At 56.3% G+C, this 19,403-nt stretch carries 19 protein-coding genes; 3 read left to right on the top strand and 16 right to left on the bottom strand.

Annotation, left to right across the window (positions count from 1 at the left end; genetic code table 11):
- Positions 1–118 precede the first annotated feature (118 nt).
- The 3 genes from H6B15_RS08480 to H6B15_RS08470 are packed head-to-tail and all read right to left on the bottom strand — an operon-like array spanning position 119 to position 2,960.
- Positions 119–880 (bottom strand): esterase family protein, encoded by a 762-nt coding sequence (locus H6B15_RS08480; RefSeq protein ID WP_204647562.1) that lies wholly within the window; start codon positions 878–880, stop codon positions 119–121.
- Between the two features lie 60 nt (positions 881–940).
- The gene (locus tag H6B15_RS08475; protein WP_204647561.1) at positions 941–1,756 is read right to left on the bottom strand and encodes a YdcF family protein; all 816 of its coding nucleotides are present in this window, start codon (positions 1,754–1,756) and stop codon (positions 941–943) included.
- Between the two features lie 28 nt (positions 1,757–1,784).
- Positions 1,785–2,960 carry a phosphopentomutase gene (locus H6B15_RS08470; RefSeq protein ID WP_204647560.1) on the bottom strand — a complete coding sequence of 392 codons (1,176 nt, stop codon included), beginning with the start codon at positions 2,958–2,960 and terminating at the stop codon, positions 1,785–1,787.
- 234 nt (positions 2,961–3,194) lie between these two features.
- Between H6B15_RS08470 and pyk the strand changes: the two genes are divergently transcribed.
- Complete coding sequence (gene pyk, locus H6B15_RS08465; RefSeq protein ID WP_204647559.1) at positions 3,195–4,940, top strand: pyruvate kinase; 1,746 nt, start codon at positions 3,195–3,197, stop codon at positions 4,938–4,940.
- Positions 4,941–4,946: 6 nt separating this feature from the next.
- On the top strand, positions 4,947–5,405 hold the full coding sequence (locus tag H6B15_RS08460) for an S-ribosylhomocysteine lyase (RefSeq protein ID WP_204647558.1): 459 nt from the start codon (positions 4,947–4,949) through the stop codon (positions 5,403–5,405).
- 109 nt (positions 5,406–5,514) lie between these two features.
- Here the strand turns inward: H6B15_RS08460 and pta are convergent, their stop codons facing one another.
- The 6 genes from pta to H6B15_RS08430 all read right to left on the bottom strand — a co-directional run bounded on the left by pta (position 5,515) and on the right by H6B15_RS08430 (position 10,404).
- Positions 5,515–6,480 (bottom strand): phosphate acetyltransferase, encoded by a 966-nt coding sequence (gene pta, locus H6B15_RS08455; RefSeq protein ID WP_204647557.1) that lies wholly within the window; start codon positions 6,478–6,480, stop codon positions 5,515–5,517.
- Positions 6,481–6,671: 191 nt separating this feature from the next.
- Positions 6,672–6,890 carry a hypothetical protein gene (locus tag H6B15_RS08450; protein WP_204647556.1) on the bottom strand — a complete coding sequence of 73 codons (219 nt, stop codon included), beginning with the start codon at positions 6,888–6,890 and terminating at the stop codon, positions 6,672–6,674.
- A 30-nt stretch (positions 6,891–6,920) separates the two neighbouring features.
- Positions 6,921–7,271, bottom strand: coding sequence for an arsenate reductase family protein (locus H6B15_RS08445; RefSeq protein ID WP_204647555.1), 351 nt, complete (start codon positions 7,269–7,271; stop codon positions 6,921–6,923).
- Positions 7,272–7,285: 14 nt separating this feature from the next.
- Positions 7,286–8,269: an alpha/beta hydrolase gene (locus H6B15_RS08440; RefSeq protein WP_204647554.1), complete on the bottom strand. Its 984-nt coding sequence runs from the start codon at positions 8,267–8,269 to the stop codon at positions 7,286–7,288.
- Between the two features lie 103 nt (positions 8,270–8,372).
- On the bottom strand, positions 8,373–8,645 hold the full coding sequence (locus H6B15_RS08435) for a DUF1294 domain-containing protein (protein WP_204647553.1): 273 nt from the start codon (positions 8,643–8,645) through the stop codon (positions 8,373–8,375).
- Between the two features lie 112 nt (positions 8,646–8,757).
- Positions 8,758–10,404, bottom strand: a complete 1,647-nt coding sequence (locus H6B15_RS08430) for a hypothetical protein (RefSeq protein WP_204647552.1) — start codon at positions 10,402–10,404, stop codon at positions 8,758–8,760.
- A 198-nt stretch (positions 10,405–10,602) separates the two neighbouring features.
- Between H6B15_RS08430 and H6B15_RS08425 the strand changes: the two genes are divergently transcribed.
- Entirely contained in the window at positions 10,603–10,899 is a 297-nt protein-coding gene (locus H6B15_RS08425; RefSeq protein WP_204647551.1) for a hypothetical protein, read from the top strand.
- A gap of 63 nt (positions 10,900–10,962) precedes the next feature.
- Here the strand turns inward: H6B15_RS08425 and aguB are convergent, their stop codons facing one another.
- From aguB to H6B15_RS08390, 7 genes are all read right to left on the bottom strand, one after another.
- Positions 10,963–11,853 (bottom strand): N-carbamoylputrescine amidase, encoded by an 891-nt coding sequence (aguB, locus tag H6B15_RS08420; RefSeq protein WP_204647550.1) that lies wholly within the window; start codon positions 11,851–11,853, stop codon positions 10,963–10,965.
- Between the two features lie 19 nt (positions 11,854–11,872).
- Complete coding sequence (gene aguA / locus H6B15_RS08415) at positions 11,873–12,961, bottom strand: agmatine deiminase (RefSeq protein ID WP_204647549.1); 1,089 nt, start codon at positions 12,959–12,961, stop codon at positions 11,873–11,875.
- A 29-nt stretch (positions 12,962–12,990) separates the two neighbouring features.
- The gene (gene nspC, locus H6B15_RS08410; protein ID WP_243424337.1) at positions 12,991–14,142 is read right to left on the bottom strand and encodes a carboxynorspermidine decarboxylase; all 1,152 of its coding nucleotides are present in this window, start codon (positions 14,140–14,142) and stop codon (positions 12,991–12,993) included.
- The gene (locus H6B15_RS08405; RefSeq protein ID WP_204647548.1) at positions 14,139–15,401 is read right to left on the bottom strand and encodes a saccharopine dehydrogenase family protein; all 1,263 of its coding nucleotides are present in this window, start codon (positions 15,399–15,401) and stop codon (positions 14,139–14,141) included. The genes nspC and H6B15_RS08405 overlap by 4 nt, the downstream gene beginning before the upstream one ends.
- A 43-nt stretch (positions 15,402–15,444) precedes the next feature.
- Positions 15,445–16,299 (bottom strand): polyamine aminopropyltransferase, encoded by an 855-nt coding sequence (gene speE, locus H6B15_RS08400; protein ID WP_204647568.1) that lies wholly within the window; start codon positions 16,297–16,299, stop codon positions 15,445–15,447.
- 11 nt (positions 16,300–16,310) lie between these two features.
- On the bottom strand, positions 16,311–17,771 hold the full coding sequence (locus tag H6B15_RS08395) for an aminotransferase class I/II-fold pyridoxal phosphate-dependent enzyme (RefSeq protein WP_430661836.1): 1,461 nt from the start codon (positions 17,769–17,771) through the stop codon (positions 16,311–16,313).
- A 440-nt stretch (positions 17,772–18,211) separates the two neighbouring features.
- Complete coding sequence (locus tag H6B15_RS08390) at positions 18,212–19,399, bottom strand: aldo/keto reductase (RefSeq protein WP_204647546.1); 1,188 nt, start codon at positions 19,397–19,399, stop codon at positions 18,212–18,214.
- Positions 19,400–19,403 lie beyond the last annotated feature (4 nt).

Genomic DNA, 19,403 nt, shown 5'->3' with positions numbered 1-19,403 from the left:
TGGGCATAGCAAAACCTCCTCGTGTAGTTCTATTATCCTACACGGGGAGGTTTTTTGTCTATTGTCTACTTTTTACGGACCTGTTCAGAAGGGGCATCGGTTTTTATTTTGGTGCTTGTCAGGGACGGCCGAGGGTCATTTCCAGGAAGTACGGCCACTGCTTTTCCCACCAGGGCCAATCATGAGAAACATCCTTGCCCCAGATGTCCACAATGGGATGGATTCCCTTGCTTTCCAGAATTCCGCGCAGTTCCAGGGTGGAGGCCAGCAGGTCATCTTCCCAGGCGCCCTGGCCGCAGCACATGATGAATTTGTCGGCCTTGGCAAACAGATCATAATACGGGTGCTGTGCCGGGAAATTGCGCATGTAATCGCAGGGGCTGTTGGCGTAGACCAGATCATCCATATAATCGCCGAAGAACATGCGAGACGAATAAATACCGCTGAGGGCGATGGTCCCATTGAACAGATCCGGACGGCGCAGATAGAAATTTACGGCATGAGCTGCCCCCATGCTGGCCCCGCCTGTCAGAATCCGGCCGGTGTGATCCGGGCCGTTTTCCCGGTTGATTTCCAGAATACGGGGAACCAATTCATCGCAAATGTAGTGATACCACCGTTCGTGCTGTTCGATGCGCGGGCGGCACGGTCCCGGGTTGTCCCAGCTTTCGCCGTCGATGCTGTCGGCACAGATAATCTGCAATTTGCCGGCGTCAATCCACGGTGCCGCAATGTTGCACATGCCGCGATCTTCCCAATCGTAAAAACGTCCGCATTGGCAGGGGAAAATCAGGATCGGGCGACCGGTATGGCCGTAGACCTTGAATTCCATGTCACGTCCCAGACACTGACTGTACTCCTTATAATAACGTACCTGCATAGTCTTGATTCCTCCCTTGCAGGATGCCGGTCGGGGTGTCCCGACCGGCATCCTGTTTTCTCATTTATAAAAGAATTTTTTGTTCAGGCTCAAAATTCCGACCATGTTCTGCATCAGACCACTTTCGGAAGAGCGGAACACCCAATAATACAATACCGCGAACACTTCGCGGAGATAGCATGTGGGAACGCTGCGCAGCGGGATTCCGGCGGGAAGCGCGGCCGCCTGGGTGAAGCCGGCCATTTCCGCATACTTTCCGCCACGGTAGCAGTGGAACGCATTGGTCACATACACGATGGGCTGGTTCACATGGATCCCGCGCTGTTCCAGAATCTGCCGTGCAAACAGAAAATTTTCTTCTGTCGAGGTGGACTTGGTTTCCGCTACCACCCGGTCGGGAGAAAGACCTTTCTCGATGAGGTAATCCCGCATAGCCTGGCCTTCCGGCACCCATTCATCCCGTCCCTGGCCGCCGGTGGTGACCACAAGAACGTCCGGGTGTGCCTGGGCAAACTCATAGGCTTTGTCCAGCCGGTACCGCAAAAGCAGGCTGGGTTTGTCTTTCCGGAGCCCTGCCCCCAGCACAATGACCACTTTTTCGTTGCCGGTGGGGGGATTCGCGTAACCGCTGCATGCCACAAAAACCAGCATTCCCGCATAAAAGACGGTACCGCAGGCCAGCAAAACCAAAGCAACCCGCCCTACGGCGGTGCCGGTAAACCATGCGTTCAGACTTTTGTGCCAGATGGCATACACACAACACGCCGCGGTAAGAATCCAGACGATGAGATTGCCCATATTGAAGTTGCTGGTAAGCACCAGCATAACCGAATAAAACAACATCACCGCGGCAATCAGATAGAGTATAATCTGCAAAACAACTCCTTTGCGGGTTCTTGAATCATCAACGCTTGATTTCATTCCACACCCCACAGCCGGCTACATCGGCCGTGACTCCCAGCGCCTGGCAGACGGTGTCTGCGATGGTACCGAAGCTGTACCGGGTGCCAAGATTCACGCCTTCCCGGATCCCGGGACCGTACATCAGATACGGCACATACTCACGGGTGTGATCGGTGGTCTTGGTATAGGAAGGATCACAGCCATGATCCGCCGTGATCATCAGCACGTCGTCCGGCCGCATAGCCTGCATGAATCCGGGCAGCCAGGCGTCAAATTCTGCCGTAGCGGCAGCGTACCCGGCCACATCCCGCCGATGTCCGTACAACATGTCGAAATCCACAAGATTCACAAAAGCCAACCCGCTGAAATCCCGCTTGGCCAGGTTCAGTGTGACCTGCAGGCCCTCGGTGTTGCCGCTGGTGCGGATGGTCTCCCCCACGCCTTTACCGGCAAAAATGTCATGAATCTTACCCACGCCGATGGTCTGCAGGCCGGCGGCTTGCAGCTTGTCCAGCAGGGTGTCTGCCGGCGGCTGGAGGGAATAATCATGACGCCGGGACGTGCGGGTGAAATCCTCCGCACAGGTCCCCACAAAGGGACGGGCAATCACGCGACCCACCCCATAAGGCCCCTTGAGCATCTCCCGGGCCGTCTCACAGATTTCGTACAGCTTTTCCACGGGCACCAGGTCTTCGTGCGCCGCAATCTGAAAGACGCTGTCCGCCGAAGTGTACACGATCAGCGCGCCGGTCTTCAGATGTTCTTCCCCGTAATCGTGGATGACCTGCGTACCGGAATAGGGCTTGTTGCAAAGGACCTTGTAGCCGGTTCGGGCGGTAAATTCATCCAGGATTTCCTGGGGGAACCCATGGGGGAAGGTGGGCAGCGGCACCGGCGAAAGCAGACCCGCAATCTCCCAGTGCCCGATGGTGGTATCTTTTCCGGCGCTGGCCTCCCGAAGGCGTGCATAGCACCCCTTCGGTGCAGGAACGGACGGGCGGCAATTGACACCGTCAATATTGAAAAGTCCCAGCGCGGCAAGATTGTCCGCTTTGCAGTTCGGATGGCCGGAAATGGCAGCCAAAGTGTTGGTGCCGGCATCACCGAACAGGGCGGCATCCGGCTCGGCACCGATTCCGAAACTGTCAAGAACAATCAAAAACACACGTTTTGCCATGGTGTTTCTCCTTATAAATAAGATGCAATCAGGAATTTTCTTCCCAAACTATATGGGCTATTATACATGAATTTCTTAAAAAAGTAAAACAAAGCCTGCTTTTGGACGTTAAGTGCAAAAAATGCGCTAAATTTTGTGCAAGTTTTCTGTACCTGTCTTGTCGAAGCGAAACTTTTGTATTATAATAAGGCTGTATGTATACAATATCCTTATTTGAAACGGAGAAATTGAGATATGCGCAAGACAAAGATCGTTTGTACCCTTGGCCCTTCTACCGATAAGGGCGACGTGCTGCGCCAGCTGATTGAAAATGGCATGAACGTGGCTCGCTTCAACTTCTCTCATGGCGACTACGATGAACATCGCGGCCGTTTTGAAAAGCTGAAGGCTCTGCGTGAGGAACTGGGCAAGCCGGTTGCCGCCATGCTGGACACCAAAGGCCCCGAAATCCGTCTGGGCGTCTTCAAAAATGGTTCCGAGAAACTCGTGACCGGCCAGAAGTTCACCCTGACCAGCCGTGAAGTGGAAGGCACGAACGAGATTTGCTCCATCACCTATAAAGAACTGCCCCATGATGTGCAGCCCGGCGGCCACATCATGCTGGATGACGGTCTGATCAGCCTGCGCATTGAAAATGTCACCGATACCGATATCAGCTGCGTTGTGGAGAACGACGGCATCATCAAGACCAAGAAGGGCGTTAACGTTCCCGGCGTTCATCTGTCCATGCCGTATATGAGCCAGCGCGACAAGCAGGACATCACCTTCGGCGCCGAGCAGGGCTTTGATCTGGTTTCCGCCAGCTTCACCCGCTGCGCTGCCGATATCATGGAGATCCGTCACCTGCTGGATGACTGCCACTCCAACATGAAGATCATCGCCAAGATCGAAAACCAGGAAGGCGTGGATAACATCGACGAGATCCTGGCTGTGGCCGACGGCATCATGGTGGCCCGCGGCGACATGGGCGTTGAGATCGACTTCGCCGAAATTCCCTCCATCCAGAAGCACCTGATCGACCGTACCATGGCCAGCGGCAAGGTTGTCATCACCGCTACCCAGATGCTGGATTCCATGATTTCCAATCCCCGTCCCACCCGTGCCGAGATCACCGACGTGGCCAACGCCATTTATGACGGCTCTTCCGCTGTTATGCTGAGCGGCGAGACCGCCGCCGGCAAATACCCCGTAGCGGCTCTGAAGGCGATGGTTGCCATCGCTGAGACCACCGAGGCCGACGCCAGCTACAACAGCCTGGTTCACCATGCCCAGGCCGATGAGAGCCGCCTGAGCGTGAGCGCCGCTGTCTGCCACGCCGCCTGCACCACCGCTTCCGACATTCACGCCAGCGCCATCATCACCGTCTCCAAGAGCGGCGAAACCGCCCGTCTGCTGAGCCGCTATCGTCCCGCAACCCCCATCGTGGCCTGTGTGCTGGATGAGCAGGTGCAGCGTCAGCTGAACATCCACTGGGGTATCACACCGCTGGTTATGCCTTATGCCAACTCCACCGACGAACTGATCAGCATGTCCGTTGATTGCGCCGTGAACGCCGGCCTGGTGCAGGCCGGCAGCATGGCGGTTGTCACCGCCGGTGTGCCGGTAGGCGTTTCCGGCACCACCAACATGATCAAGGTGCATCTGGTCGGCGATAGCCTGCTCACCGGTGTGGGCATCGGCTCCATGAACGCCAAGGGCACCGCCTGCGTCTGCCGTACTGCGGCCGAAGTGGCTACCAAGTTCAAGCCCGGCCAGATTCTGGTTGTGCCCCACACCAGCAACGACATGCTGCCCTATATCCGTCAGGCCGCCGGTATCATCACCGAAGAAGCCGGCACCAACAGCCATGCCGCCATTGTGGCCCTGTCCCTGAACAAGGCTGTGATCGTCGGTGCTCTGGGCGCCACCCGCACTCTGCATGACGGCATGAACATTTCGCTGGACTGCCAGCATGGCGTTGTCCAGATGATGATGGAGTGATCTGTAATGGAACGCATTGCCAGTTTTTGCGTTGACCACACAACCCTGATGCCCGGCATGTATCTTTCCCGGCAAGACGGGGAGGTCCGTACCTGGGACGTGCGCATGAAGCGCCCGAACAAGGGAGATTATCTCTCCCCCGCTGCGGCACATACCATCGAACATCTGTTCGCCACCTATGCCCGCAACAGCCGCTGGAGCGACCATGTGGTCTATGTAGGGCCCATGGGCTGCCTGACCGGTTTTTATCTGCTGACACAGGGCATGAGCGATGCAGAAGCCCTGCAATTGACCCAGGAGGCCTTTGCCTGGATGGCCGAATATGACGGCCCTATCCCCGGTGCCAGCGAGTCCGAGTGCGGCAATTACCGCTTGATGGACCCCGCTGCCGCCCGGCAGGAATGCCGTACCATGCTGGCCGTTCTGCAGAAATTGGACGCCGATCATCTTCGGTACCAGCCATAAGTCAAACCGGCGACCGGAAAGCTCCGGCCGCCGGTTTTTTAGACCCAAAAGTTCCCGCACTGTCATTGACGGTGCGGGAACTTTTTACATTATAGTAAGTAATGAAAACTCAGATCAGCGCGGCGGTGATCAGGGCCATCTTGTAGACCTCTTCCGCATTGCAGCCGCGGGACAGGTCATTGATGGGAGCGTTCAGACCCTGCAGAATGGGACCGTATGCCTCAAAGCCTCCCAGACGCTGGGCAATCTTGTAACCGATGTTGCCGGCGTTGATGTTGGGGAAGATAAAGGTGTTGGCGTAACCGGCCACCGGGCTGCCCTTGGCCTTCAGCTGGCCGACTTCGGGGGCAACGGCAGCGTCAAACTGCAGTTCGCCGTCCACTTTCATTTCGGGGTGATCCGCCTGAACACGGGCCGTGGCGTTGCGCATCTTGTCCACGGTTTCGCCCTTGCCGGAGCCCTTGGAGGAATAGGACAGCAGAGCAACGCGAGGATCGATGCCGAAGATGGCAGCCGTCTTAGCGGTCTCCACGGTAATCTCCACGATCTCATCTTCGGTGGGATCGATGTTGATGGCGCAGTCACCCATGGCCAGCATCTCTTCGCCGCGAACCAGAATGAAGCAGGAGCTCACGGACTTGATGCCGGGCTTGCACTTGATCAGCTGCAGAGCGGGACGGACGGTATCGGCGGTGGAGTAGGTAGCGCCGCCCAGCAGGCAGTCGGCCTTGCCCATCTTGACCAGCATGGTACCAAAGTAGTTGCTCTTGGCCATAGCGGCACGGCACTGCTCTTCGGTCATTTTGCCCTTGCGCAGCTCGACCATCTTGGCAACCATTTCTTCAAAACCATCGTAGTTGACGGGGTCGATAATTTCCGCACCGGAAATATCAAAGCCACCGGCCGCAGCGGCAGCCTTCACCTCATCGGGATTGCCCAGCAGAATGACCTTCAGCACGTTGCCGGCCAGCAGACGGCTGGCGGCACTGAGGATACGGGCATCCGGGCCTTCGGTGAAAACGATGGTTTTGGGATTAGCCTTGAGCTGAGATTCAAAGCGTTCAAAAAGTTCCATACTGTAACCTCCGATTCTTTCGCCGCGCTTACCGCTCTCAGTGCGATACGCGGCGCTACATCTTCTTACAAAGAGATTATAGCACCTATTTTGCTGCCTGCAAAGGGGTCACAGCCAGATTCGCGCAAATATTGCGCATTTTGGGGATTGCTGACTCAAACTCGGCAAAATATATTACAAAGTTAAGAAAATCACAGCTTTGACGGCGGTTCAAATCCATACATGCGATAATAATCCGCAACATCCTGCGCCGAGCGGACCACAACCGCTTGCAGAAGACGGTCGGTTTTCGGGTCGTAAAACCCGATAACGGTCTCCCCCGTGCATATGCTGCTCTGCTTTTGAATGTCCGCCGCGCTCATGCCTTCCGGCGGAAGTTTTTTGCCGTTTTTTCTGTGCCGGAAGAACATAAACGACTATACCCCTTTCCTGTCAGTTCTTTACAGAAGAGCTTGCTCCCATTCGGAAACGCGGAATCCCACCAGAACCGTCTCGTCGGTGACCACAATGGGCCGTTTGACCAACATTCCGTCGCTGGCAAGAAGACGCAGCTGTTCCTCCTCTGTCATGGCGGGCAGCTTGTCCTTCAGCTGTAGAGACTTATACAGCTGGCCGCTGGTATTGAAGAATTTCTTGAGGGGAAGACCGCTGCGCGCCTGCCATGTTTTCAGTTCTTCATAAGTGGGGTTGTTTTCTTTGATATGTCGCGCCTGATACTCTTGTGCGTGTTCGTCCAGCCATGCCTTTGCCTTGCGGCAGGTGGAGCAGGGCGGATATTCCAAAAACAGCATAACAATTCCTTTCCTTATACCTTGGACAGTTCTTCGTCAATGGAACGCAGCAGTTCTTCCGGGTATGCATCCGGCATAAAACCGGCCAGCTGCCGCAGGGAAGCACCTTTCAGCAAGGGATTCTGCTGAAGAATCCCCATCACTTCGGGCAAGCGGCGCTGCAACACTTCCGCTGCACCGGGGCGTTTGAGCAATCGTTTGAAGGGTACATCCAAACCGGCTTTTCCGTCTCCCATCTGGGCACGCAGTTCCGGGCGGGGCGACACGACGCCGAGGGCACCCCAGATATCCTGAAGGAAACGGATGCTCATGGGCATCCACCCGGCAACTTCGGCATTGACCCGGGCCTGATCACCGTTGCTGGTGCAGGGGCGTGCCAAGGACAATCCGTGTTCACCTGTGGGAAAGATGTGCAGCGCAAAGGGAATATCATGGTCGGCCAGCGCATCCGCAAAAACCAGACTGTTCTTGACGGGGACCAGGCTGTCGCCCTGGGTGGCAAAAATAAAGGCCGGCGGTGTGCTGTCCGAAATCAGGTCCCCCAGGTCCGGCTCCGACGGGCGGCCCATGGGTGCCCAGGTTGCCCCCAAGGTGACGGCATATCCAAGAACCATGGCATCCGGTTTTTCAGGACTTTCGGTACCGAGCGCGGCCGCCAGATGTCCGCCGGCCGAAAAACCGATGGCCACAATTTTATGGGCATCAATGCGCAGTTCGGTAGCGTTGTTTCGCAGATAGGCCAATGCAGCCTGGGCATCCTGCAAGGATTTGTCCAGCGGGCAGTCCATACCGGTGGTGTAACGCAGAACGAATGCATTGAAACCTTCCGCCAGATAAGCCAGCGCCACCGGTTCGGCTTCACGGTCAGAACAATATTGATAACCGCCGCCCGGGAAGATCAGGGCAGCCGGGCGGATATCCGTATTCGGCATGGCGGCACTCTTGTCTTGCAGATAACAGGTCAGATGTGCCTGGTTGGGACCAAGTTGCACATTCATACAGTTCATGGAAATTCACCTCGTTATACATGTGTGCAATTTTATTCAGTATAGCACACCGTATCCACCAAGGCAATAAATGCGCGGTTATTTTGCCCGTTCTTTACAGAGGATTGGCATACAGCCAAAAAGCCAGAAGAATTTGCAGGACCAATATTGCCGGCATCCCGATCACAAAATACCAGTGCCTTGTTTTGTGCCGGAACAGATACATACCCGCCCAGCAGCCCACACAACCGCCCAGCAGTGCCAGCAAGAAGAAGGTTTTTTCCGGCACCCGCCACGCGCCTCGCTTGGCGCGGCTTTTGTCGGCGCCCATCAGGATCAAGCCCAACAGATTGGCGAAAACAAGCCAAAAGAAAAGAAGATTTTCCATCGGGACAAGGGTCCGCAACGCTCTCACCTCCTGATTCTTGAAATCATATCCGCATTATAGCACAATGCCCCAAAACAAAAAAGAAGCCCTTACGGACTTCTTTCGGCTGATTTCATGCAGATAGGACGGTGCCATCGGCCAGCGTGATGGTGTACCCATTCCAAACAATGGTTCCTTCATTTTGCAAAATATCCACCGTGCTGTTCCCCGTTAAGGACCACGTGCTGCCTTTTGCAATCTTCACCGTGATTTCTCCGTTGGGTGCGGTGCTGCCTTCGAATGCAGTTTTCTGAATCATTCCGCTAAAGCTGCTTCCCTGTTCCAGGATGAAATGCAGGGAGGAAATATCATCCACCAAAATACGCCCGTTCAGCTGCTGCTTTTGTGCCCTCAGTGTGACATCGGCGCCGTTTTCTCCTGCCGTGCCGTATATTCCGCTATTTCCCGTGGCACAAAGCAGGACATCGCTGCCACTGTTTTCGATGTTTACCTGATTCAGAAGAATTTCACATCTCGTGTTGGTGGCGTTAAACAGATTGCCGCTTTTGGACGCCAGGCTCCCGCCAAGCATCCGGAGAACCGCGGAATCCTGGGAGGAATCCGACCGGGAACTGTATAATTGGATCGTTTGGCCTGTCTCTGTCGTCGCTTCCTCGGTTTGCATGTTCCCGCTGACAGTACAGTTCCGTAAGATGACCTCCGGCGAATCTTCCAGAACCAGCGCCTGGGAATTGTTGGCGGTGAGTTCCGCATGGCTCATGGTCACATCCCCCATAGCATAGACCGCGGGTGAATCATAGCCCCCCGATGTAAACATGCCGCCGTCGGCATCCACCCGTCCATCCCGGGCCGTGCAGATCACCGAAGCCGAATTACCCGCCGTAATTGCGGTCAGGTCTTGTACCTGAATCTGCGCTCCACCGGAGGCCTGTACACCTGTGCCGCCGTCTCCCGTTGTGGTGATAGCGCCTCCGTTCAGATTGATCAGGGTTCCGGCGCCATAGCCAAAAAGGCCCGTGCTTCCATCCACGGAAGCGTTGACAATTCCATTGATCAGAGACAGATGCGCTCCATCGGTAGCCAGCAAAGCGGCATTCAGACCGTATCGCCCACTGCGGAAGGAATCCGAGCTGCTACCGCTTTGCTTTTCTACCTCGCTGTGACGCAGAGTGGCCTTTGCCCCCACAACCCGCAGGGCGTTTTCATCGTCGCCGGTGGAGGTGTATTCTGTACCGCGTTCGCTCAAGTCTTCCGTGATGGTATTCGCCGCGCTCCCCTGCACAGATTCCGAATCCAGACATATCTTTTCGGTATTCTGCAGGATAAAAACCGTTGCCGGCCGATTGGTATCGTCCACAGTCACACTGATCAGATTCTGTGGTGCAATATCGTCAACGGAACCGGGCAATTGTTCCCCATCCTCGGAGACGCTGTAAACTGCTGCCTTGTTTAAATCCAGAACTGTGTCCCTTTTCCAGGATATGAAAGCCTGCACAGCAGTCTCGGCTGTAGAAGTGTCGGGGGCAGCGTGAACGAATGACGAAATAACGACCGGAAATCTGATACCCGAGATGGATTCAGGTGTCAGGTTGCCGGTCAGCTCTCCCAAATTCAGGGTGACCGTACCATTTTCGGAGCAAAGTACCTCCCCTGTCAGGACCATGTTGCTGAAATCCGTTTCAGCCGTCCGGGGCCATATGCTGCATACCGCAAGCGCAAGGATTGCCATCACACCGACCCATGATATGCACTTTTTCATTGATCTTGGCCTTTCTTCCGCTGCCTGTATATCGAATTTGCAGCAGACAGGCGGCATGTTCCGCTTTACGTATCAGCATAAGCCCAAAATGTGATAAATTTCTGTTGCGGCTGTGAAGATTTGGTAGCGCCGCAGACTGTACCGGCCCCGCATGTTTAGACCGGAAAGTGGGCAAATTGTAAGCGGAGGTGAATTACCATGTGTTATCTTGACTGTTCCCAGAGCAACTGTTGCCACAACAAGGGCGGTGGATGCTGTCTCGATGGGGTGAGCGTCCACCACACAGGTCCTGCCGATTCGGTTTGCAGCAGCTATCGCAACAACGAAGCCTACGGCAATGTCTGCACCGACAATGTGCCGCCTACCGCCGAGACAGCCATCCGCTGTGACGATGCCGGATACCGGTACAACGATCACAGCCATTGCAGCGCCATGCATATCACCATCAAGGAATGCAGCTGCGGTCCCCAGTGCGCCACCCGCGCCGAGCGCTGATTTTCCCGCCAAAAGTAAGAAGCTCCCGTGTACGTAGAAAGGTACACGGGAGCTTCTTGCCAATCAATTGTTTTGGTTCAGATCGCAGATGGCGCCGTAACACTCCGGTCGTCTGTCCCGGAAAAGGCCCCATTCCATGCGCGCCCGACGAATGGACGCAAAGTCGTAGGATGCCGTCAGCACCGCATCGCCATCGCGCTCGGCCTGTGCCAGCACGGCGCCGGTTTCATCGGTCAGGAAGCTGGTACCGTAGAAACGCAGTGCGCTTTGCTGACCACCATTCTCAGCACAGGGACTGACGACTTCCACGCCATACCGGTTGGCAGCCACCACCGGCACAATATTGGCCGCCGAATGCCCTTGCATGGTACGCTGCCAATGGCCGGCACTGTCCACATCCAGAATCGGTTCGCTGCCGATGGCCGTGGGATACAGGATCACGTCCGCCCCGGCCAACGCCAGGCAGCGGGCGGTCTCCGGGAACCACTGGTCCCAGCAGATTCCCACTCCCACGCGACCAAACCGGGTCTCAAACACACGAAAGCCGGTGTTTCCGGGGGTGAAATAAAACTTTTCCTGATAATAGTGGTCGTCCGGAATATGGGTTTTCCGGTATACACCCAGCACACTGCCATCGGCGTCGATCATGGCCACACTGTTGAACAGCCGTGTACCGTCCTTTTCGTAAAAGCTGATGGGAATGACGATCTCCAGTTCCCGGCACACTTCCCGAAAGCGCTGTACTGCGGGATTTTCCGTCACCGTTGTGGCGTAGGCATAATACTCGTACCGGCGTTCCTGGCAGAAATACGGGCGTTCAAAGAGTTCGGGCAGCAGGATGATCTGCGCTCCTTTGGCTGCGGCCTGCCGGACAAGTTCCTCCGCGTGAGCAATGTTTTCCGAAGGTTCCGTCGCACAGCACATCTGTACGGCAGCTACCATAGTTTGAGGCATTATGGGATTCCTCCTTTTCTCATTGAGGGATCTGCTGGGTGATGCAGTGGATATTGCCGCCTCCCTGCAGAATTTCCCGCGCCGGTAATCCAATCACGGTGCGATCAGGGCACAGTCTTTGCAGAATTTGCAGCGCCCGGGCATCACTGGCGGCATTCTCACCGCCAAACTGCGGTACCAGAACAGCCGCATTGGTGAAATAGAAGTTCACGTAGCTGGCTGCCAGACGCTCACCGGGTGTGCGGACATCCTCCCCGGGGGCGAATTCATAAGAAGCGCAGTCTTCCGCACTGCACAGAATGGGATGATCGGGAATGGGCAGTTTGTGCACCGTCAGGTTTCGTCCTCTGGCGTCGGTCACCTGTTCCAGGTAGGCCAGGTCAGCGGCGGACAGTGCATATTGCGGATCTTCCCGGTTATCCGTCCAGGCCAGAACAACCTGTCCCGGCGCTACAAAGGCACAGACATTGTCCACGTGTTCGTTGGTTTCGTCGTTGTAGATACCCCGAGGCAGCCACAACACCTTTTCCACGCCCAGACGGCGGCACAGCTCCTCTTCAATTTCTTCCCGGGTCATGTCCGGATTGCGACCGGCCGACAGCAGACAGCTCTCAGTGACCAGCGCCGTACCTTCTCCGTCGGTGTGGATGCTTCCTCCTTCCAGGACAAAGGGGGAAGCATCCTCGCAAGGCAGATGCAGTGCGTGACAGAAGGCGGCCGCCACTGCATCATCTTTTTGCCAGTCGGCATACAGGCCGTCCACCGTGCCGCCCCAGGCGTTGAAGCGCCAGCTGATTCCCTTCATATCCCCCGCCGCATTCTGAACAAAGGTAGGTCCCACATCCCGTGCCCAGGCATCGTCGCTGTCAATGCACAGCACATGAGCCCGTGCAATGTGAGCCACCGCCGCTTTAGCTTCTTCCAGATGTTCTGGCCCGGCCAGAACATACAGGTCCTCGCTTTGGGCAATGGCTTCAAACACCCGGACAAACGCCTCCTGCGCCTCGGTGGGGTCTTTTCCCCAGCTGCCGGGACGGACCGGCCAGATCATCAGCGTGCCGCGGTGGGGCGCAAATTCTGCCGGCATGCGGTATTCGGGATAAGACATGGGCAAACCTCGTTTCTGCCTGTTCCCGATCAGGAAAGGCGCATCTTGAAATCTTCATATCCGAAGCGGCGAACCACTTCGCAGCTGCCGTCTTCATGACGCAGGGCGATGTCCGGCAAAGGCATGCCGTTGAAGGTATTGTTCTTGACCATGGAATAGATAGCCATGTCCCCGAACACCAGCCGGTCCCCGATCTGGGGCTGCACATCGAAACTGTATTCCCCGATCACATCCCCGGCCAGGCAGGTGCGGGCCGCCAGACGGCAGGTACAGGCTTTTTCCCCCGCTTCCCCGGCGCCGAACAACGGCGGGCGGTAGGGCATTTCCAGAACGTCGGGCATGTGACAGGCGGCCGACGCGTCCAGAATCAGCACCGGCATATCGGTGCTCTGCACCACGTCCAGCACGGTGGTGATCAGGCTGCCCGCATTCAGCGCAATGGCCTCCCCGGGTTCCAGATACACTTCCACCTCGTATTTTTGACGGATGTACAGAATCAGATCTTCCAGGGCTTTCAGGTCATAGTCCGGGCGGGTAATATGGTGTCCCCCGCCCAGATTCAGCCATTTCAGCCCGGGGAGCCATTGGCCGAACTTTTCTTCAAAGGCGGCAAAGGTCTCCACCAGCGGGGCGGAATCCTGCTCGCACAGAGTGTGGAAATGCAGCCCTTCCACACCTTCCGGCAAGGTATCCGGTAAATTGCAGCGCCGGATCCCCAAACGGCTACCCGGGGCACACGGGTCATAGATGGCATGCCCTTCCTGGGTGGAGTGTTCGGGATTGACCCGCAATCCCACGCTGGTATCGCTGTTTTCCCACACGGAGCGGTGAGCCTCCAGCTGGGCCAGAGAGTTGAAGCTGATATGGTCACAGATTTTGACCAGTTCCTGCATCTCTTCCGGTGTATAGGCCGGACAGAATACATGGTTTTCTTTTCCGGACATTTCTTCATGGGCCAGGCGGGCTTCATACAAACCGCTGGCCGTGGCACCGGCCAGATACTGTCCGATCAGAGGATACACCCGGAACATGGAAAACGCTTTCTGCGCCAGCAAAATATGGCAGCCGGTGCGCTTCTGTACCCCCTGCAGGATAGACAGGTTATGGCGCAGGGCCGCTTCATCCACCACATAGACCGGTGTGCGCAGTTCCGGCTCCCTGTTTGCCTGCCGTTCCATCATTCCACCGTGGCGGGGGCTTCATCCACCATCCAGGGCAGTCCATACTGGTTGAGCATCTCCATGAACGGGTCCGGATCCATCTCTTCCAGATTGAAAACGCCGGGCTTGCGCCACTGGCCGTTGGCCACCAGGGCGGTACCGATCATGGCCGGCACGCCGGTGGTGTAGCTGATGGCCTGGCTGCCCAGTTCCTTGTAGCATTCCTGATGGTCGCAGACATTGTAGATGTAGATGGTGCGTTCCTTGCCGTCCTTCACGCCGTTGAAGATACAGCCGATGTTGGTCTTGCCCACGGTGCGGGGACCCAGAGAGGCCGGATCGGGCAGCAGTGCTTTCAGGAACTGGATGGGCACGATCTCATGGCCTTCAAAGTTGATGGGGCTGGTGGAAAGCATGCCCACATCTTCCAGACACTTCATGTGGGTCAGGTAGCTCTGACCAAAGGTCATGAAGAAGCGGATGCGCTGCACGCCGGGCACATTCTTGGCCAGGCTTTCGATTTCCTCATGGTGCAGCAAGTACATATCCTTCTTGCCGACCTGGGGGAAATCATATTCCCGCTTGATCTCCATGGGTTTGGTCTCAACCCAGTGGCCGTTTTCCCAGTAGCTGCCGTTGGCCGAAACCTCACGCAGGTTGATTTCGGGGTTGAAGTTGGTGGCGAAGGCATAGCCGTGATCGCCGCCGTTGCAGTCCAGGATATCAATGGTGTGGATTTCATCAAAGTAATGCTTGAGGGCATAGGCGGTGAACACACTGGTCACACCCGGATCAAAACCGGACCCCAGAATGGCAGTCAGACCGGCCTGCTCAAACTTCTTGGCGTAGGCCCACTGCCAGCTGTAGTCGAAATAGGCGGTGAAGCCTTCCTCCTTGCAGCGCTTCTCGTAGATAGCGCGCCAAGCGGGATCGTCGGTGTTTTCCGGCTCATAGTTGGCAGTATCCACATAATGCACGCCACAGGCCAGGCAGGCGTCCATGATGGTCAGGTCCTGGTACGGCAGGGCCACATTCAGAACAAGATCGGGACCATAGGCTTTGATCACCCGCTTGAGGTCTTCCACATCGTCGGCGTTGACGGTGGCGGTGGTGATCTTGACAGGGGTGCCGGCGGCCTCCAGCTTGGCCTTCAGGGCGTCACACTTGGAGACGGTACGGCTGGCAATGCACAGTTCGCCGAAGGTCTCGTGGTTCTGGCAGCATTTCTGAATGGCCACGCTGGCCACACCGCCGCAGCCGATAACAAGCAGTTTGCTCATGATAGGTTCTCCTTTCCTGATAGGGGGCTTTTTTGACAAAGGTTCAGTCTTCTTCTTCCTGCAAGAGTTCTTCCACATAGCGAGGCAGCATAAAGGCGCCGCGATGCAGATGGGTGGTATAATACCAGGTTTTGATCCCCCGCTTGTTCCAGCGTTTGGGGTCAAAGTCCTTCAGAGGATGATATTTTTTGCTGGCAAATCCGAACAGCCAGTATCCAGCCGGGCAGGTGGGAATATGGGCCTGGTACACCCGGCTGATGGGGAAGGACCGGTAGGCGCGCTTGTGCATGGCGCGGCAGCTCTCTTCGTCCTCATCGAAGAAGGGGCTTCCATGCTGGTACACCATGATCCCGTCGTCATGCAGTGCCTTATAACAGCTGCCGTAGAACTCCTTGGTGAACAGTCCTGCGGCGTGCCCCAACGGGTCGGTGCAGTCGTTGATGATCAGGTCATAATCATCCTCCCGGCCGCGCAGAAACCGCAGGCCGTCCTCATAATAGACCCGTACCCGCACATCGTCCAGGCCGCAGGCATTGTCCGGGAAGAACTTGCGGCAGACATCCACGAACATCTTGTCCGGTTCCACCACATCGATGACCTCGATTTCCTGGTAGTGGGACAATTCACGGGCCACGCCGCCGTCTCCGCCGCCGATGACCAGCACGCGTTTGACATCCGGATGCACGGCCATGGGCACGTGGACGATCATCTCATCATAGGTGAACTCGTCCTTTTCGGAAAAGATCACACTGCCGTCTGAGGTGAGAAAGCGTCCGAACTCCGGCGAGTCAAAGACATCGATGCGCTGGAAATCGCTGGTGGCGCTGTACAGCTGACGTTCCACACGGATACAGGTTTTGACGTTGGCGGTATGCAGTTCACCGAACCAGTAATCCATTTCCTGCAATGTTATCCCTCCTTCAACACGTTCAGTTCCGAAATGTCCTCGCTCTGAGGGCCTTGCATCGAGCAGCCTTTTGCCTTGGCAAACTCGATATAATCAATGATTTCCTGGGTGATGACTTCCCCGGGGGCCAGGATGGGAATTCCCGGCGGATAGCACATCACAAATTCACTGCAGATGCGCCCGGCCGTCTGCCGCAAGGGCAGGCTTTCTTTTTCGGAATAGAAGGCCTGCTGCGGGGTGGCAGCCACGTTGGGCGTGATGTATTCCGCGGTGAAAAGATCGCTCTTCGGCTTGGCATACAGACGGCGGATGTCGGCCAGTGCGCCCACCAGGCGTTCGATGTCCTGGATGCGGTCGCCGATGGAGATATAGGCCAGCATGTTGGAAAGGTCGCCGAATTCCACCTGGATGTCGTATTCGTCCCGGAGCAGGTCATATACTTCAATGCCGGTCAGCCCGATGCCGCGGGTGTTGACGGCCAGCTTGGTCACATCAAAGTCAAAGATGCTGCCGCCATTGATGAGTTCCGAGCCGTAGGCATAGTACCCGCCGATCTCGTTGATTTCCCGTCTGGCATATTCTGCCATATCCATAACCTTGGCAAAGCTTTCTTCCCCGCGCATGGCCAGGTTGCGGCGGCTGATATCCAAGCTGGACATGAGCAGATAGGAAGCGCTGGTTGTCTGGGTCAGATTGATGATGTTGCCCACATATCCGGCGTTGACTCCGGGCCCGCAGAGCAGCAAGGAACTTTGGGTCAGGCTGCCGCCGGATTTGTGCATGGAGACAGCCGCCATATCCGCACCGGCAGCCATGCCGCTGACAGGCAGGGCCGGTCCGAAATACAGGTGTGTGCCATGCGCTTCGTCCACCAGGGCCAGCATACCGTGCTCGTGGGCCAGTTTGACCAAAGACCGCAGGTCGGAGCAGATGCCGTAATAGGTAGGGTTGTTGATCAGGATGGCCTTGGCATCCGGGTTTGCCTCAATGGCGGCGCGCACATCCGCCACTTCCATCCCCAGGGGGATGCCCAGCTGCTTATCCACCTTCGGATCAATATACACCGGCACGGCGCCGCACAGCACCAAGGCATTGATGGCGCTTTTGTGCACGTTGCGGGGCAGAATGATCTTGTCTCCGGGTTTGCAGGCGGTGAGAATCATGCTCTGTACGCTGCTGGTGGTGCCGCCCACCATCAGGAAGGCATGCGCCGCCCCGAAGGCATCGGCCGCCAGCTCCTCCGCTTCCTTGATGACCGAAACCGGATGACACAGATTGTCCAGCGGTTTCATGGAATTCACATCGATTCCCACGCACCGTTCTCCCAGCAGTTCCACCAGTTCCGGATTTCCCCGGCCGCGTTTGTGCCCCGGCACATCGAAGGGGACTACACGCTGACGACGGAATTTTTCCAGCGCCGCATAAATGGGCGCTTTCTTTTGACGTTCCCGGTCCAAGACCATCCCTCTTTCCTGCAAGACTTTACGTTGGCACACAAAAAAAGCAGTGTGCCCGTTTGGGCACACTGCCTGTGAAACGCACCGCAAAATCATAACTGTCCCAACATGGGGACAGACATACATGGCGTTGTCGTTTGATCCGTACTTAGAGTTTTCCAGCAAATAGGTATGGCTGCTCTGCTACTCTTATTGACGTTTCACAAGTGGTGTGCATCCGCACAGGGTTATTCAAAAGTGACCAACTTATAAAATTTCCGGGCATGCGGCCCGTTCAATAATGTTGTGATGCCTTTACATCACACGCGGCAGCGGCCAGCCCTGTCCGATGAGCTTTAGGCGCGATGGTTTGCGCCCGGCCAAATCTATTTGCATGGTGGTAGCAAAGTACCACACACACTGCCATTATTTTATCATGGATTTTTCTCTTGTCAAGCAATCGGTGTTTATTTTGCTTTCCCGAAAAGATACTTGCGTGCCACCCAGGAAGCAGCCCGGTATGGCCAGGGGCGCAGTTCCCTGTTTGCCTGCTTGAGGAGACTGCGGATGGGAAGATGCTGGGGGCAGTGCTGTTCGCAAAGACCGCACTCCACACACTGAGTGGCAAAAGCCGGTTCCCGGCGCAAGGATACCACCTGCCAGTATTCCCTACGGCCTGTCCAACGATTTTCGGTGTACATAGCGTTGTAGCAGCGGAAGGTGCCGGGAATATCCACCCCTTTGGGGCAGGGCATACAGTAGCCGCAACCGGTGCAGGGCGCCTTGACTTTCTGTTCAATATCCGCCTTAACGCTATCCAGTACGGCAAATTCCCGTGCCGTGAAGGAATGTACCTCTGCCTGACAGGCAATCCGGCAGTTTTCCTCCAGCATTTCCAGGCTGTTCATGCCGGAAAGGACGCAGGTCACCTCCGGCTGGTCCCACAGCCAGCGCAGCGCCCATTCGGCAGGAGTCCAGGCATGTTCGTCCCCGGCAAAGCGCTGCCTGGCCTGTTCCGGCAGAAGATTCACCAGCTTGCCGCCGCGCAGCGGTTCCATGATAATGACCGGCAAACCTTTGGCGGCCGCCGCCTGCAATCCAGCACGCCCGGCCTGGCTGTTCTCATCCAGATAATTGTACTGAATCTGGCAGAAGTCCCAGTCGTATACATCCAACAGCTTCACAAACATGGCGGTGTTGCCGTGGAAGGAAAAACCGATCTGCCCGATCTGCCCCAAGCGGCGCTTTTCGGCCAGCCACTCCCGCACACCGGCCTTTTCCAGCTTGTGCCAGCTTTCCACATCGGTGAGCATGTGCATCAGGTAATAGTCGATGTGATCGGTCTTCAAGCGCCGCAGCTGTTCGGAAAAGTATCGTTCCAGGTCAGTCCCGCTGCGCACCAGGTACTGGGGTAGTTTGCTGGCAATACGCACCTTGTCCCGGCAATGGTTGCGGGCCAGAATTTCCCCCAACGCCGCTTCGCTGCCGGGATAGATGTAGGCGGTATCAAAATAATTCACGCCCAGTTCGATGGCGCGCAGAATTTCCCGCTCGGCCTTATCCAGATCGATGCCGGTTCCTTTTTTGGTAAAGCGCATGCATCCATATCCGAGAATGGAGACGGGAAAGCCGGTTTTGTCATTGCGATATTGCATAGAG

The sequence above is a fragment of the Gemmiger formicilis genome, from assembly GCF_016900095.1.
In the GTDB taxonomy this organism is placed as follows: Bacteria; Bacillota; Clostridia; order Oscillospirales; family Ruminococcaceae; genus Gemmiger; species Gemmiger formicilis_A.
The sequence above is the reverse complement of the archived record's forward strand: the minus strand, read 5'-3'. Positions and strand labels throughout refer to the sequence as shown.